Source organism: Novosphingobium sp. TK71 (genome assembly GCF_055361505.1).
Map to the genome: position 1 here is coordinate 153,669 of NZ_JBSZKA010000001.1, position 13,268 is coordinate 166,936.

The 13,268-nt window shown below is 60.2% G+C and carries 12 protein-coding genes; 5 read left to right on the plus strand and 7 right to left on the minus strand.

Annotated features, from left to right (window positions below; genetic code table 11):
• Positions 1-102: 102 nt before the first annotated feature.
• The 6 genes from ACXJ16_RS17025 to ACXJ16_RS17050 form a co-directional block, all read right to left on the minus strand.
• Complete coding sequence (locus tag ACXJ16_RS17025) at positions 103-1,398, minus strand: amidohydrolase family protein (protein ID WP_463922721.1); 1,296 nt, start codon at positions 1,396-1,398, stop codon at positions 103-105.
• Between the two features lie 51 nt (positions 1,399-1,449).
• Positions 1,450-2,664 carry a thiolase family protein gene (locus ACXJ16_RS17030; RefSeq protein WP_463922722.1) on the minus strand — a complete coding sequence of 405 codons (1,215 nt, stop codon included), beginning with the start codon at positions 2,662-2,664 and terminating at the stop codon, positions 1,450-1,452.
• Between the two features lie 2 nt (positions 2,665-2,666).
• Complete coding sequence (locus tag ACXJ16_RS17035; protein WP_463922723.1) at positions 2,667-3,122, minus strand: Zn-ribbon domain-containing OB-fold protein; 456 nt, start codon at positions 3,120-3,122, stop codon at positions 2,667-2,669.
• Entirely contained in the window at positions 3,119-4,762 is a 1,644-nt protein-coding gene (locus tag ACXJ16_RS17040; RefSeq protein ID WP_463922724.1) for a class I adenylate-forming enzyme family protein, read from the minus strand. Before ACXJ16_RS17040 ends, ACXJ16_RS17035 begins: the two co-directional genes overlap by 4 nt.
• A gap of 195 nt (positions 4,763-4,957) precedes the next feature.
• Positions 4,958-6,109, minus strand: a complete 1,152-nt coding sequence (locus ACXJ16_RS17045) for an SMP-30/gluconolactonase/LRE family protein (protein ID WP_463922725.1) — start codon at positions 6,107-6,109, stop codon at positions 4,958-4,960.
• Between the two features lie 85 nt (positions 6,110-6,194).
• On the minus strand, positions 6,195-7,124 hold the full coding sequence (locus tag ACXJ16_RS17050; RefSeq protein WP_463922726.1) for a LysR family transcriptional regulator: 930 nt from the start codon (positions 7,122-7,124) through the stop codon (positions 6,195-6,197).
• Positions 7,125-7,185: 61 nt separating this feature from the next.
• Between ACXJ16_RS17050 and ACXJ16_RS17055 the strand changes: the two genes are divergently transcribed.
• Entirely contained in the window at positions 7,186-7,725 is a 540-nt protein-coding gene (locus ACXJ16_RS17055) for a GAF domain-containing protein (protein ID WP_463922727.1), read from the plus strand.
• 247 nt (positions 7,726-7,972) lie between these two features.
• On the opposite strand, the gene ACXJ16_RS17060 is transcribed toward ACXJ16_RS17055, so the two are convergent.
• Positions 7,973-8,629 carry an FCD domain-containing protein gene (locus tag ACXJ16_RS17060; RefSeq protein ID WP_463922728.1) on the minus strand — a complete coding sequence of 219 codons (657 nt, stop codon included), beginning with the start codon at positions 8,627-8,629 and terminating at the stop codon, positions 7,973-7,975.
• A 258-nt stretch (positions 8,630-8,887) separates the two neighbouring features.
• Here ACXJ16_RS17060 and ACXJ16_RS17065 point away from each other — a divergent pair, with 258 nt between their 5' ends.
• Genes ACXJ16_RS17065 through ACXJ16_RS17080 form a run of 4 tightly spaced genes read left to right on the plus strand, consistent with a single transcriptional unit; the run spans position 8,888 to position 13,050 of the window.
• Complete coding sequence (locus tag ACXJ16_RS17065) at positions 8,888-9,778, plus strand: helix-turn-helix transcriptional regulator (protein WP_463922729.1); 891 nt, start codon at positions 8,888-8,890, stop codon at positions 9,776-9,778.
• Positions 9,779-9,820: 42 nt separating this feature from the next.
• Positions 9,821-10,957 (plus strand): serine hydrolase domain-containing protein, encoded by a 1,137-nt coding sequence (locus ACXJ16_RS17070; RefSeq protein ID WP_463922730.1) that lies wholly within the window; start codon positions 9,821-9,823, stop codon positions 10,955-10,957.
• The gene (locus ACXJ16_RS17075) at positions 10,957-12,546 is read left to right on the plus strand and encodes a GMC family oxidoreductase (RefSeq protein WP_463922731.1); all 1,590 of its coding nucleotides are present in this window, start codon (positions 10,957-10,959) and stop codon (positions 12,544-12,546) included. Before ACXJ16_RS17070 ends, ACXJ16_RS17075 begins: the two co-directional genes overlap by 1 nt.
• Entirely contained in the window at positions 12,547-13,050 is a 504-nt protein-coding gene (locus ACXJ16_RS17080; RefSeq protein ID WP_463922732.1) for a hypothetical protein, read from the plus strand.
• Positions 13,051-13,268 lie beyond the last annotated feature (218 nt).

Genomic DNA, 13,268 nt, shown 5'->3' on the forward strand with positions numbered 1-13,268 from the left:
AGGATGTAGCTGCGGCTGGCACGAGCCGCAGTCTCTCAGGCTTTTGCCTCAGAAGGTGTTAGATGGACGAAATGTCGGCAGTTGTAGCGACGCCTGCCGGGATCAGAAATTCAGCCCGTAAAGCTCGACTGCGTTGGTTTCCAGGATACGCTTTCGCGTCGCGTAATCCTGATTACCCAACACTTCGACAAGCTTGTCCTGAACGCCAGGATACAGGCTGGTTGGATGAGGATAGTCGGTTTCGAACAGGAGTTTGTTTACACCAATATCATCCAGAAGCTTTGTGGGGGCCACGGTCTCGAACCAGAAGGTCACCCAGAAATTGTCCTGAAAATATTCCTTCGGCCGCTTTTTGAGACCGTGACTTTCGGCGGTGCGGAATTCATCGAGTTGATGCTCCATGCCCTCGAGCCAGAAGGGAACCCAGCCGGCGCCGCTTTCTATCAGCCCGATCTTCAGATTTTCGTATGTGTCCAGAAGACCCGAAACCATGAAATTCGACATGGTCGCCGCGCAGCCCATGTGCAGGATTAATGCGTTGATAGGGAGACGCTGGTCGAACGCCAGATTGTCCCAGATTGCTGTGTTGGGGTCCAGCGAGGCGTTAAGGTGGAAGTTGAGAGGAATGCCGGTGGCGTTGCAGGTTTCGAACACCTCTTCCCAGAAGGGCGATACTTTGCCGTCGCGGCCGATATAGCCTTCGGAAAGGCGCTCCGGCCGGTCGGGCAGGACGATCCCTCTGATCCCCAGATCGACGATCCGCCGCATTTCCTTGTTCATGACATCCTTGTCCCAATAGGGCAGGGTGGCCATGCAGTTGATGCGCCCATCCGACGCCTTCATCCTGTCTGCGCAGGCATCGTTGAATATCTGCGTGATGGAGATTGCCAGCGGCTCGTCATTGAGCGCAACCAGCGATCCAGCCTGTGTCACGCCGCCATTCTGGAAACAGATCTGTGCCCATACCCCCATGGCATCCATCGCCTCCAGGCGGGACTTAACGTCATAGGAGCCGGGGTCAATCTGGTCGTAATTCTGGAAAGCCAGACGGCCGAGCAGCTTGTTCTTGTCCTTGGCAATGACATTGCCGCCGATAGAGCCGAAATGCTTGTCGCCGACATACCATTGATCGGCGCCATCAACCCGCTTCACATGCGGCATCTTGTCTCTGAGGCCTTCAGGAGCGTTCGCAGTCCACAAATCGGCAGGCTCGGTGTAATGAGTGTCGCAATCGACAATCTTGATGCCCTCGAACAGCGGGTCGACGCCACGTGAATTGGCTTCGAAATCTATCTCACGTATAAAACCACCTGCAGCACGACCCTCGTCCAACCAATAGCTGCGCGCGTCATCCGCGCCTGCCTTCACCACCGTTACTGTGCCCGTCTTGTCCACCATCTTCAGATCCTTTACCGCATAAATGTCAGCAGGCACGGCGTGCCGACTGTATCAGTCCGCCCGCAGCATCACCGCTGCAGGATCATGGAAGAGGCTTCCACCGGGACAGACGAGGGCTGTGCTGGCACCCGTCGCCTGTCGGTCGCCTTCGGTGCCGCGGAGCTGACGGACCGCCTCGCTATAGAAATTGAACCCACCCGCCCGGCCTTGCGACAGTCCGCCGCCATGGGTCGTGACCAATGTCTTGCCGCCGTTGAACCGCAATATGTCGTGCTGAGGGTCCCACGCCGACCGCGCGAGATCCGATGCTTCGCCAGGTCCGCAGAAACCTGCCGCTTCTGTTAGCGCAACTGTGTTGATGGCATAGCCGTCATAGGGGTAGAAGAGGTCGACATCTTCCACCTTGATGTCGCTGCGCGCCCACAGGTGACGCATAACGTCCCACAGGGCATTCTCCGTCCAGGGCAGGCTGTTCTCATAGAATTCGCCCACGCGGGTTCCGGCGAGAGCCATTGCGTGGATGTAAACAGGCTTGCAGCGCAGATCTTTCGCCCGCTCTGCGGTGGTGATGATGATCGCTTCGCCGCAATCGACGGGGACATCCATATCCAGGATCTGCATCGGTTCCCATACCGTGCGGGAGGCATGATAGTCGTCCAACGTCAGGGGCGTCCGCATGACCGCGTTGGGATTTGTGACGGCATGGCTGCGGTTATTGACGACAAAGCGCCCGAACACTTCCTTCGTCACGCCAAAGTCATGCATGTATCGGCCCATCCACGCGGCATAAGGCTCGCCTGAATGGATCCACCGGCGGGCAAAGTCCCAGCTATCGCTTGATCCCCCCGCGCTAAGTCCTGCCATCTCGGCATTGCGCAGCCGGAAAGGATCACGGGCGGCGGAACGCGACATGGTGACTTCACGCGTGTAGGCCTGCGCTACGAGCGCCACATCGCACAGCCCGGAGAACACTGCCTCAGCGGCATATACGAAGCAGGATCCGAGCCAACCATTCTTGACCCAGGAAGCGTTCCTGATACCCAACGTTCCTTGCAAAGAAAGGAAGCCGGCACCGCCCATCTCCAGTACGGTCTGGCCCGACCCGCAGATGCCATCTACGTCCTGCCGATCGATGCCGGCATCCTCTATCGCCCGAATGGATGCCTCGGCGGCGAGCGACAGCTGTGTGCGTTCCAGGTCACGACCGTACGGAGTGGAGCCGACGCCGACTATGGCGATCTGGTCCCTTAGCGGGTTGCGCGCCATGTTCAGTTCACCCCGCCGCTGTGCATCGGTTCGAAAGCAGGCACTTGGTGTTCGCCCTGCGCGACCCATGTCAGTTGGAGAGGCATATCGTGGACAAGCCCATGCAAAGGACAGTTTACGACCGTTGAGAGATAGCGCAGTCCCTGACGCTCTTCGAGCTCCACCGCCGCGGCAACGAGAGGCTCCATCAAGGGTGCGTTCGGGTCGCGCGCCTGATGGATCAGCGTATACATGAACAATTTTGCACGCCCGCTGACCTGTGTTGGCACGACATCCCAGCTCAGGCATTCTGGGCAGACTGGGCGATGTGGATAAATCCAATAACCGCATTTCTGACACTGATTTATCAGCAGCTTCCTTGCCAGAAGGCCGCGATAGTGGGCGATATTGTCCCGGTCGATCCGTAGATTCGGAAGGGCCGCAAATACCCTCAGGTCTTCGAGAATCTGGTCGCTCATGCCACTTGCTCTTCCCGCGCGGCATTTTGCAAGGTTACCCTGTCCAGTTTGCCATTGGCGAGGCGAGGCACTGCGTCGAGGAAGATGATTTCACGGGGCATTTTGAAGACGGCCAGCCTTGGTTTGAGCCAGGCCAGCAGTTCCTCTTCCGTCAATGCGCCGCCTTTCCGCAACGCGGCATAGGCACGGGCGCGTTCGACCTTGCGGGCGTCGGGCACCCCGATCACGGCGCAATGCTCCACATCCGGGTGACTGGCGACGACCTTTTCGATCTCCTCGATGGAGACATTCTCACCGCCGACCTTGAGCATCAGCTTGAGACGGCCGACATAGGTGATGTAGCCTTCGTCATCGACCTTGACGATGTCCTCGCTGCGGAGCCAGCCATCGGAGCGAAGGACCTTTGCCGTAGCTTCCGGCTTGTTCCAATAGCCACGCATGATGTTTCCGCGCAGCCATGCTTCCCCGGGTGTGCCGGGGGGGACATCCTGTTCAGTTTCCGGATCGACGACGCGGATTTCATTGCCGTCCAGCATCCGGCCCGAGAAAGCAAAGCGCTTTTCGGCCGGATCGTCCGGACTGTTGGTCGCGGCAGGGCCATAGGTTTCGGTAAGGCCGAAGGGAAATATGCAGAAACTTACGTTCGGCATGACCGGATCGGGGCCGCCGGGCGGCAAGTGGCCGATCCGCAATGAGGGGAACGTCTTGCCTCTTTTTTTAGCTTCGTCGATCACCTCTTGCGCCAGCACGCCCATCATGACTGTCGGCTTATATGTTTCGATCAGATCAACGGCGTATTCAGGCGCAAATGCCTCGGTAAAGACAAGGGTGCTGTGATTGACCAGCATGGTGGTGAGCCCCCAGATGCTGCCACCGCCGTGGAAAAAAGGCATCATACTGAAAAAGATGTCGGTATTGCTGATGCCGACCCGGCGTGAGTGCATTCGCCCATTCAGGACAATCCCGCCCTGTTCCAGCATGACGCCCTTGGGGAAGCCAGTGCTGCCGGAGGTGTATTTGACCATGGCAAGATCCGTCGGCTTTGTGCTGGCAGCCAAATTGTCCGCCAACGCCAAGGCATCTGCATCATCTGTCTTTGCCAGTTCCCGCCATTCATGAACCCTGTCATCGACGGGGTTACCCTCTCGGTCGAAGACGATGACGTTGCGAAGATCCGGCAGGGCCTCATCATAGAGATCGCCCGCTGTATGCGGCGTCGCGAAGGCCGGGCATATTTCGGCCAGCATCGCAGCCATGTCCAACTGGCGAAAACCGTCGATCATGATCAGGTGGCGCGCGCCCGATTGCTGGATAATATAGGCAATTTCAGGCGGGCGCAGGAAGGTGTTGACTGGCACGATTGCGGCGCCGAGACGGACAACTGCAAGGTAGGAAACCACCCATTCGATGCGATTGGTCATCCACAGGACGACGCGGTCCCCCCTGCGAACGCCAATCTTCGCAAGCCCGGCGGATACTATTCTGGCGCGATCAACCAGCTCTGCGTAGGTGATTTCGTTTACCACCCCCTGATCATTCGCTGCGACCAACGCTGCGCGTGCCGGGGCATTCACAGCTGACTGAGTCAGCATTTGCCAGATACTTTCGGACCGTAAATTGCTCATGCTCTCTCCCGCCATGACTCGGGTCAATCGCGCCCCTCGCCTGGTCTGAAGCAGCTAAGCCGGTGAATGTATTTCGGTAATCCCCAATTCATCGAAGAAGGGTTTCGGCTAAACCGAAGTCTATCGTATTTGAGGGAAGGGGAGTTTCGAAGATTTGTTACGTAGGCGATATGATATCGCCGCGCACAACGCCAAATCAGAGCAACCCTCTTACCGCTGAAATGCGCCTTTTACGGCAACTATTCTATCTCCGAACGAACTACCCACAACCAAGTCGGAGCCGCTTTGAACCGCTACCGTCGCGCTGCCAAAAATTGTGCCCGGAAGCGAGAGGAAGCGTTCGGCGGTCATTCGAGCAGTATTGACCAGATAAATATCGGACGGGGAATGGCACACCGACGCGGGGTCGGCGAAGCACGGTGATGACGAGGAGCCGGCTGCCACCCCGGCCACCAACAATCTGCCGTCCTTGGTCCACGACGCATTGTCGGCATTTGGCACGGGAACGCTGCCAAGGATTTTGCCCGTCAGCAAATCCAGCTTGCGAATATCACCACCGCCACCTGCGGTCGCTATAAAGGCAAGGCGACCTGATCCATCCACCTGCACGCCGTTGGGGCTTGGTGTGTCGCTGCCAATCTGCTTGCTCAACCCGGAACGCGGACTCCACCGCCAAAGGAAGCCAGTATTTTCTCCTTTGCGGGCCCGCTCCATTTCGGTTCTGGTTTCGGCGTTGTCGCGTCTGTGCATTGTCGTAACGAGAAATCCGCCGTCTGGAAGAGCGACGACGTCGTTCAGTCGGTTGGGCGGTGGAGGCACAACACAACCGCGCCAGCTTAACGACCAGCGCCCGGCTGACTCGGAAAGTTCAAAAAATTCCACGGACTCGCGCGCGCCATGGTTGACCACCAACAGTTCTCTGGCGCCATCACGGCGTCGCGACAGATGGATACCGTGCGGTAGAAGAGCAGAACCTATCTCGCCCGGGCAAGCTGGATCACCCCAGTCCGGGCGAACGGGAGGAGAGAATGCGCTGGGATAGAGGATTGTCACAGCGCGAGTTTTGAGATTCACGCTCCTCAGAATGCCAGGCTGGCCAGCAATACCGGTCGAGCCACGAGTGATATGCATATCACTCGTGAGCACTTCCACTCCGTCTGTCAGTACCTCAAGATCTTCAGGATGTGAAAGCCCGCAATAAGGTATGAGCGTCCCTGCGGCTGTGCAATCATCAGTATCGCCATTCACAACAGCTTTTGGGCCGGGCTGCTGGGCATTGGCTGGAAGTGCGTAGAGAAGAAGGATTGCTATCGCTGTGATCGACGCCGATCGGTCCGACATATTGATGAACTCTCCCTCCATGCGGCGGACAAGCGGTCCACTCGTCAGTCCGCGGGAAAGCAGGCTACGGTCTATCGGATAGTTCTCTAACCCCTAATTGGTCGAACTATATATTCGGCAAAACCGATGCCTTTGCGTCACCTGACGGGGTCGGAAAGTCGCCATGGTCCAGAAGAAAGCTATCGAATGCCCGTGCGAGGCGGCTGCGCCACATGTTCCGGGGGCGGGCCAGGCTGAGCGTGCGCGTGAAATGGAAATCCACGACATTCAATCGTACTAGATGGCCATGATCGATATCGCGGTCCACAAGGCTGCGTGACAAGCATGCTATTCCGCCCCCCGCGATGGTCGCGAGACGAACGGCTCCGTTGCTGGTGGCTGTGAAAACAGTGTTCATCTGACCCACCTCTTCATGGACGAGGACACGCAGGCGCGATGTGATGGAGGCGTGCGGTTCTCGTGAACACCAGTCAACACCTACCAGATCTCGTAATTTCAAAGTGCGGCGAACTGCCAGCGGATGGCTGGGGGCTGCAACAAGCCATAGTTCGTCAGTTCGCCACGGGCTCAGTTCTATATTATCCAGTTCCGGAAAATACTCGATAATCGCGGTTTCGAGTTCGAAACTGGCGAGATTCTGAAACAGTTCTCCAGCCGTCGCAGACTGAATGTCTATGTGCACGGCGGGAAATCGTCGCATAAAATCTACGCAAATGTCTGGAAGCGCCGTTTCCGCAATCAGTGCGGAAGCACCTAGCCGCAAAGTACCCTGTAGGGGCGCATCGACGCCGGTTTCGAATGCCTGTGCCTCGGTGAGTATCGATCGGGCATGAAGGCGCAGCCGCTTGCCCTCGTCTGTTATCTGAAGACGTGCCTTCGCCCGAATGAACAGTGGGCGTCTGATGATGATCTGAAGGTCCGTAAGCGACCCGCTCACAGCACTCTGGCTCATGCCCAGCTTCTCTGCTGCGCGTGTCACGCTCCCCAGCGTTGCAACCGCATCGAAAATTTCAAGCTGTTTTAAAGTGATTTTCATGCGGAGTATCCACGATCCTGTTCTTCGGCAGAACCGAACGATATAACAGATCGCTTCGGCATTGCCTAATCTCTATGCGGTGCCGGGCGCTAGCCAACAATATCCCGAGAAGAGCGCTGCTATTGCCGCTCTGAAATCCTATGGAGTGCTCGACACACCGAATGAGCCTGAATTTGATGCTATCGTTAAGGAAGGTACGAAAGTCTTGCGTACGCCGGTTGCACTGATTTCTTTGATTGAGGAGCAACGTCAATGGTTCAAGGCGAAGATTGGTATCGATGCGGCGGAAACGCCGCGCTCCATCTCATTTTGCACACACGCTCTGCAAGGTAACGACGTATTTGTCGTCGAAGACGCTACGAAAGACAAACGGTTCAACACCAATCCCATGGTCACAGGCAGTCGCCATATTCGCTTTTATGCGGGAGCACCGTTGAGAACGGCGACGGGAAAGCGCATTGGGACCATCTGCGTTATAGATAAAAGGGCTCACGGCTCCCTCACAATTCGCCAAAAGTCTGAACTGGCCGCTCTCGCTAGCCGGACGATGGCGGAGCTGGAGGCACGCAAGCAGCGGCTGGCCAGCAAAAAAAGAGTATGACAACGCCAGAAGCAAATTCGTGCCTTTTGTCACCTCCGATATTTGATGTTGTCCGACACTGGCTGAGGCGATGCCAAGCGTGACGATACGCTCGGAGCATTTCGAGGCATGTATCGCAGCGCTATGCCGCCCAAGGCCCTGTCGAAGCTAAATTGTTAGAAGCCGATTTTGCGCGTGTCCTTCACATGATGTGGGAACGAGCAGGCGGGCGAATAAGCCTGCGAAAAGTGGTGGAAATCGCTGGTCGTCAATCTGAAGTCGCCTTCGATCTCGTGCGGGCGAAGCGTTCCAATATGTCGTCCCGGCGTCGTTGGGCCTCGAACCGCGCGAGGCCGGCATCCTGCTTGAGGATGGCGTCGATGATCCCGTGGCGCTCCCTCTTCCAGCGTTCGGTTCCCTCGACGCCCGTATAGATGGGAAATCGGGACCCCGATTCATGATGCTGCATCGTCACGCGGGCGAGCATCTCCATCAGCGGGCGGTCCACCATGGCGTAGATGATGTCCTGCATGACATGTTCGAAGGTGCCGCGCTGTTCCGCTGTGTCGCAATCGTCAATCTGTCCTGCGAGGTCGCGCAGCCGGGCGCGCAGGCTCTCGTCGGTTGCGAGTGCGGCCGCCGGTAACAGGTCGCAGTCCAGCAGCGTCATGATCTGGATCGCCTCGCGCTCGTGCGACTGGTTGATCTGGAGGAAGCCGGCAATGGCCCGGCCCAGCGCCGCGGCATCCGGCCGGGCGCCATAATAGCCGCCGCCATTGCCCCGGCGCACCTTTAGGAAGCCCTCATGCTCCAGCACGCGCGCCGCCTGCTGTACGGTGACGACCCCGACGCCCAGGGTGTTGGCGATGTCGGGGAGGGAGCCGATCTGGGTGTCCGGCTCCTGCGCAACGATCATCTCGCGCATCCGGGTTGCGGCCATCGTGACCAGATTCTCTTTCGACGGCTTGCCAGCCATTTCGTTGATGCTCCCACCGTGCCGACTATCGCTTGTGATTGCGGACGCCTTCCCATGCGGGATGGGCGGCCTTCAAGTCCCTGTTCAAATATAGCATTGTTTGTTAGGATTATGGTGTATTATCGCCGATATGGCCAGTTGACGTTCCCATAACATGCCTATTATGAATGGGCGAAGGGGATTGATGGTCTGGACGGAGGAGGGATGATGTCTGATGGATCGGCCCGCCCGGCGATGGCGTCCACGCGCAATGCCGCTCGCCGCTGTACGGAGATCGAGGGGGTGGCGGGTCGTGTCCGGCTCGTGCGCGTCGAGGGCGTGCCCGCCGATCTGGCGATCGAACCGGATTGTTTCCTCGTCAGCCTCAGCCTGACCCCCCGGCGCAATGCGAAGGGATGTTTTCCCCGATGCTGGGGATCGCATCATCATGTGCCGGTCGGTGAACTGATCGCGCTTCCTCCGGGCGAGCCGGTCAATATCGTCGGCGATGGCGCCTTATTTTCTGAAGCCCTGGTGTGCGAACTGCGGCCCGAACTCGTCACCCGCTACATCGGGGCGTCCTTTGAATGGTCCGACCGTCATCTGGAATCGGCTCTCGGCATATCCGATAAGGGCATCCATGCCATATTGCGCCGCCTCGCGGACGAACTGCGCAGTCCGGGCCTAGCGAGCGAGGCTCTGGTCGATCATCTCGTCGGTCAACTTGCCATTGACCTTGCGCGCTACTGGAAGGCGATCCCCGACGGGCCGGTTGCCGGAGGTCTGGCGGCGTGGCGGCTCCGCCTTGTCGACGCGCGGTTGCAGGCGGCGGGCGCACCGCCGTCCCTTCAGGAACTTGCCGAACTCTGCCGGATATCGGTGCGGCAGTTGACCCGCGGCTTTCGGGCGAGCCGGGGCGTGTCGCTGGGGCAGTATATCGCCAACCTGCGGATCAGACGCGCGCAGAAGCTTCTGATCGACGGCCAGCCCGTGAAGTCGACGGCCTATCAGCTCGGCTTCTCGTCGACATCCTCCTTCTCCTACGCATTTCGCCGGGAAATCGGCGTGAGCCCCCGCGAATTTGCCCGGACCATGCGGCCCGCCGGACTTGTCCACTGAACCCCGCTCCTTCCTCCCTTTCCTCAGCACAGGCATAAGATCATGACGCTCCATCCGGCGGCCAATGCCGCAGTCCAGCAGGTTTTGAACGATCTGGTCGCAGACGGCACCGAGATCGGCGTTCAGGTCGCCGCCTATCTGGACGGGGAGCTGATCGTCGATGCCTGGGCCGGGCTTGCCGACCCGGACAAGGGCATAGCGGTGGACGGGACGACCCTGTTCAACGTCTTCTCCGTGACCAAGGCGGTGGCGGCGACCGCGCTCCATATTCAGGCCGAGCGCGGCCTCGTCGACTATGACAGTCCGGTCGCGCTTTACTGGCCCGAATATGGCGCCAACGGCAAGGAAGCGGTGACGGTCCGCGATGCGCTGTCGCATCGGACGGGAACGCCCCAGATGCCGGAGGGCGTGACGCCGGAGATGATGTGCGACTGGGATGCGATGGCGGCCGGCATCGCCGCGCTGGAGCCGGCCTATCCCGTTGGCCAGCCCGCCTATCAGGCGGTGTCTTTCGGCTGGGTGATCGGGGAGATCGTGCGCCGCACCGATCCCAAGGGGCGCAGCTTCCACGATTTCGTGGCCGAGGAGATCGCGCAGCCTTATGGCATAGAGGATCTCTGGATCGGCATATCGGATGCGGTCGAGCCGCGTATCGCCAGACTGGTCGATGCGCTGGGTTCCAAGCCGCCGCCGCTGGGCTCCGTGCTGGAAAAGGCGATGCCCTTTCAGGTTCGGCTTGCGCCGGACATTTTCGAGCGGCCCGACATTCGCCGCGCGACGCTGGCGGGGGTAGGGGGCATCTTCACCGCGCGCAGTCTCGCCCGTTTCTGGGCGATCCTCGCCAACCATGGCGTGCTGGACGACAAGCGCCTGCTCTCTCCGGCGCGTGTCGAGGAATGCTGCCGGATGCGGCCGGGCGGGACGCTGCCCGATCCGGTCTTCTTCGGCATGCCCATGCCGCTCAGCCAGGGCGGCTTCTGGATGTATGACGGCCAGTCGCCGCTGACCATGGCGCTCGCTTCGAAGACGGCCATCGCCTGCCCCGGCGCGGGCGGATCGCTGGGCTGGGCCGACCCGGAGACCGGCCTTGCCGTCGCCTATTGCCACAATCGGATGAGCGGCGCGGATGGCGCCAGCCTTGTCGGCAATGCGATCCGTGCCGCGCTGGACATCGGCTGATGCGGCCTGCCTATGATTATATCATTGTCGGGGCCGGCTCCTCTGGCTGCGTGCTCGCCAATCGCCTGTCGGAGGACCCCCGCAATTCGGTGCTGCTGATCGAAAGCGGGCCGTCCGACCGGCATATCTTCGTCACTATCCCCATGGGCCTCGCCAAGCTGATGGGACCCACAAGCCCCTATGTGTGGAGCTATATGGCGTCTCCGGGCGGCAACAGGCCCGGCGAATATTGGATGCGGGGGCGCACTTTGGGTGGCTCCAGTTCGATCAACGGCATGGTCTATACGCGCGGCGCGCCGGACGATTATGAGGATTGGAAGGCGAGGGGCTGTCCGGGCTGGGGCTGGGACGAAATGGGTCGCTGCTATGCGGAGATGGAAAGCCACGAACTGGGCGCGGCACCGTCGCGGGGCGGGGAGGGGCCTCTCCATGTCGGCATCTCGCCCGACGACGATCCGATATTTCGGGCGACGGTAGAGGCCGCTGCGGCGCTGGGCACGCCGGTTGTGGACGACATCAACAGCATCGAGGCGACGACGGAAGGCGGCGTCGGCAGGCAGCCGCGCACCATCCTGCGTGGGCGGCGGTTCAGCGCATCGCGGGCCTTTCTGAAGCCCGCCATGCGCCGCCCCAATCTCGACGTCATGACCGAGTGCGATGTCCTGACCGTCGAATTCGAGGGACGGCGGGCGACCGGTGTGCGGGTCAAGCATCGCGGGGTGGAGGCCAGCGTCTCGGCCAATCGCGAGACGATCCTCAGCGCCGGCGGCCTCAACACGCCCTGTATCCTCCAGCGGTCGGGCATTGGGTCGGGGGAGTTGCTCTCCAGCCTTGGCATCGCGACCCTCGTGGATCGTGCCGAGGTCGGGCAGAATATGAGCGACCATCGGACTTTGCCGATTCAGTATCGGATCAAGCGAGGCGGCAGCAATGCGGGCCTGCAGGGGCTTGGCCTCGTCCGTTCGGTGCTGGCCTGGGGATTGCTGCGGCGGGGGGCACTGGCGCGTTCGACCTTTGTGGCGGGTGGGTTTGTGAAGACCGATCCGTCACTCAGATTGCCCGACGCGCAGATCGGCCTTGGTCCCTTTACTTCGGGACGAGCGGGGCCCAGCCCCTATCCCGCGATCACCCTCTATGGCTATACGCTCAGGCCAGAAAGCCGGGGCGAACTGGCGATCACATCGGCGGACCCGTCCGCGCCTCCCCGCATCGACGCCAATTATATGGCGACGCCTTTTGACCGGGAGAATGCGGTGGCGATCCTGCGCTATCTGCGCAAACTTGCGGCGCAGCCTGCGCTGGCGAGGCATATCGTGGAGGAATTGATTCCGGGAGCGGCTGTCCAGAGCGACGAGGCGTTGCTGGAGGCGACCTTCACCCATGGCACCACGGGCTTTCACGCCGTCGGGACCTGTCGGATGGGGTCGGACGAGGGAGCGGTGCTCGATCCGCAGTTGCGTGTGCGCGGCGTAGAGGGTCTGCGGGTGGTCGATGCGTCCATCATGCCCTCGATCACCGGCAGCAATACGAACGCGCCGGCCATGGCCATCGGCTGGCGGGCCAGCGAAATCATCCTGGGGCAGCAATAGATGGAGGGCGCGGAGGCGCATCGTCGGCCCGGAGTGCTGCAGACCTGCCTGCTCGTGCTGGGCGTGGTGCCGTTCATGGCGGGCCTCTTTTCCCTCTACACCCTGCTGGGGATCGGCCTTCCCTATTTCGGTTTCCTGTTCCTCATCTATTGGGCGGGGATATTGCGGCAGGAGCCGGCGCACTATCTGCCATCCGTGCTGGGCGGAGCCGGCGGCATAGGTCTCGGTTGGGCGCTTGTGACGCTTCCCCATCTCCCGGCGCCATTCGGAATGATCGCCGCCGGACTTGTCCTCGCTGCGGTGTTGTTCTGCTTCATGCGGGGGCATCTGCCATGGGTGTGGAACAATGCCGCGATGCTGTTCCTGATCGTGGCGACGATCCCGGACCTGAATGTCGGCCGGACGGTCGTCACGATGCTCTGTTCGCTGGCGCTGGGTGCCGGATATATGGGGGCGGTGGCGCTTCTGGTCCGATGGATCGCAAAGCGGCGGTCGGCGGAGTGATCGCTACTCCTGCATCCGTTCCTGCAACCGGTTACGAATATTCTCCCGCCTTTCGAGGAGCGGTTGGTCGATGGAATCGAGACGCTTTGGAGAATCCGTGTTGTTCAAACCGTAATCGCGCGCAATTGCGAGTGCACGGCGTCGATTGTCTGAAGGTCGTGGCTTACCTTGCGCATGGCCTCGATTGGCGGTCGCAATGCGAATGGCACCGGCCATGG

Coding starts and splice junctions, on each gene's coding strand:
- ACXJ16_RS17070 (WP_463922730.1), top strand. CDS start 9,821: ATGACGCTCCATCCGGCGGCCAATGCCGCAGTCCAGCAGGTTTTGAAC.
- ACXJ16_RS17050 (WP_463922726.1), bottom strand. CDS start 7,124: ATGAAAATCACTTTAAAACAGCTTGAAATTTTCGATGCGGTTGCAACG.
- ACXJ16_RS17080 (WP_463922732.1), top strand. CDS start 12,547: ATGGAGGGCGCGGAGGCGCATCGTCGGCCCGGAGTGCTGCAGACCTGC.
- ACXJ16_RS17075 (WP_463922731.1), top strand. CDS start 10,957: ATGCGGCCTGCCTATGATTATATCATTGTCGGGGCCGGCTCCTCTGGC.
- ACXJ16_RS17045 (WP_463922725.1), bottom strand. CDS start 6,109: ATGGAGGGAGAGTTCATCAATATGTCGGACCGATCGGCGTCGATCACA.
- ACXJ16_RS17035 (WP_463922723.1), bottom strand. CDS start 3,122: ATGAGCGACCAGATTCTCGAAGACCTGAGGGTATTTGCGGCCCTTCCG.
- ACXJ16_RS17065 (WP_463922729.1), top strand. CDS start 8,888: ATGTCTGATGGATCGGCCCGCCCGGCGATGGCGTCCACGCGCAATGCC.
- ACXJ16_RS17030 (WP_463922722.1), bottom strand. CDS start 2,664: ATGGCGCGCAACCCGCTAAGGGACCAGATCGCCATAGTCGGCGTCGGC.
- ACXJ16_RS17025 (WP_463922721.1), bottom strand. CDS start 1,398: ATGGTGGACAAGACGGGCACAGTAACGGTGGTGAAGGCAGGCGCGGAT.
- ACXJ16_RS17060 (WP_463922728.1), bottom strand. CDS start 8,629: ATGCGCGAGATGATCGTTGCGCAGGAGCCGGACACCCAGATCGGCTCC.
- ACXJ16_RS17040 (WP_463922724.1), bottom strand. CDS start 4,762: ATGGCGGGAGAGAGCATGAGCAATTTACGGTCCGAAAGTATCTGGCAA.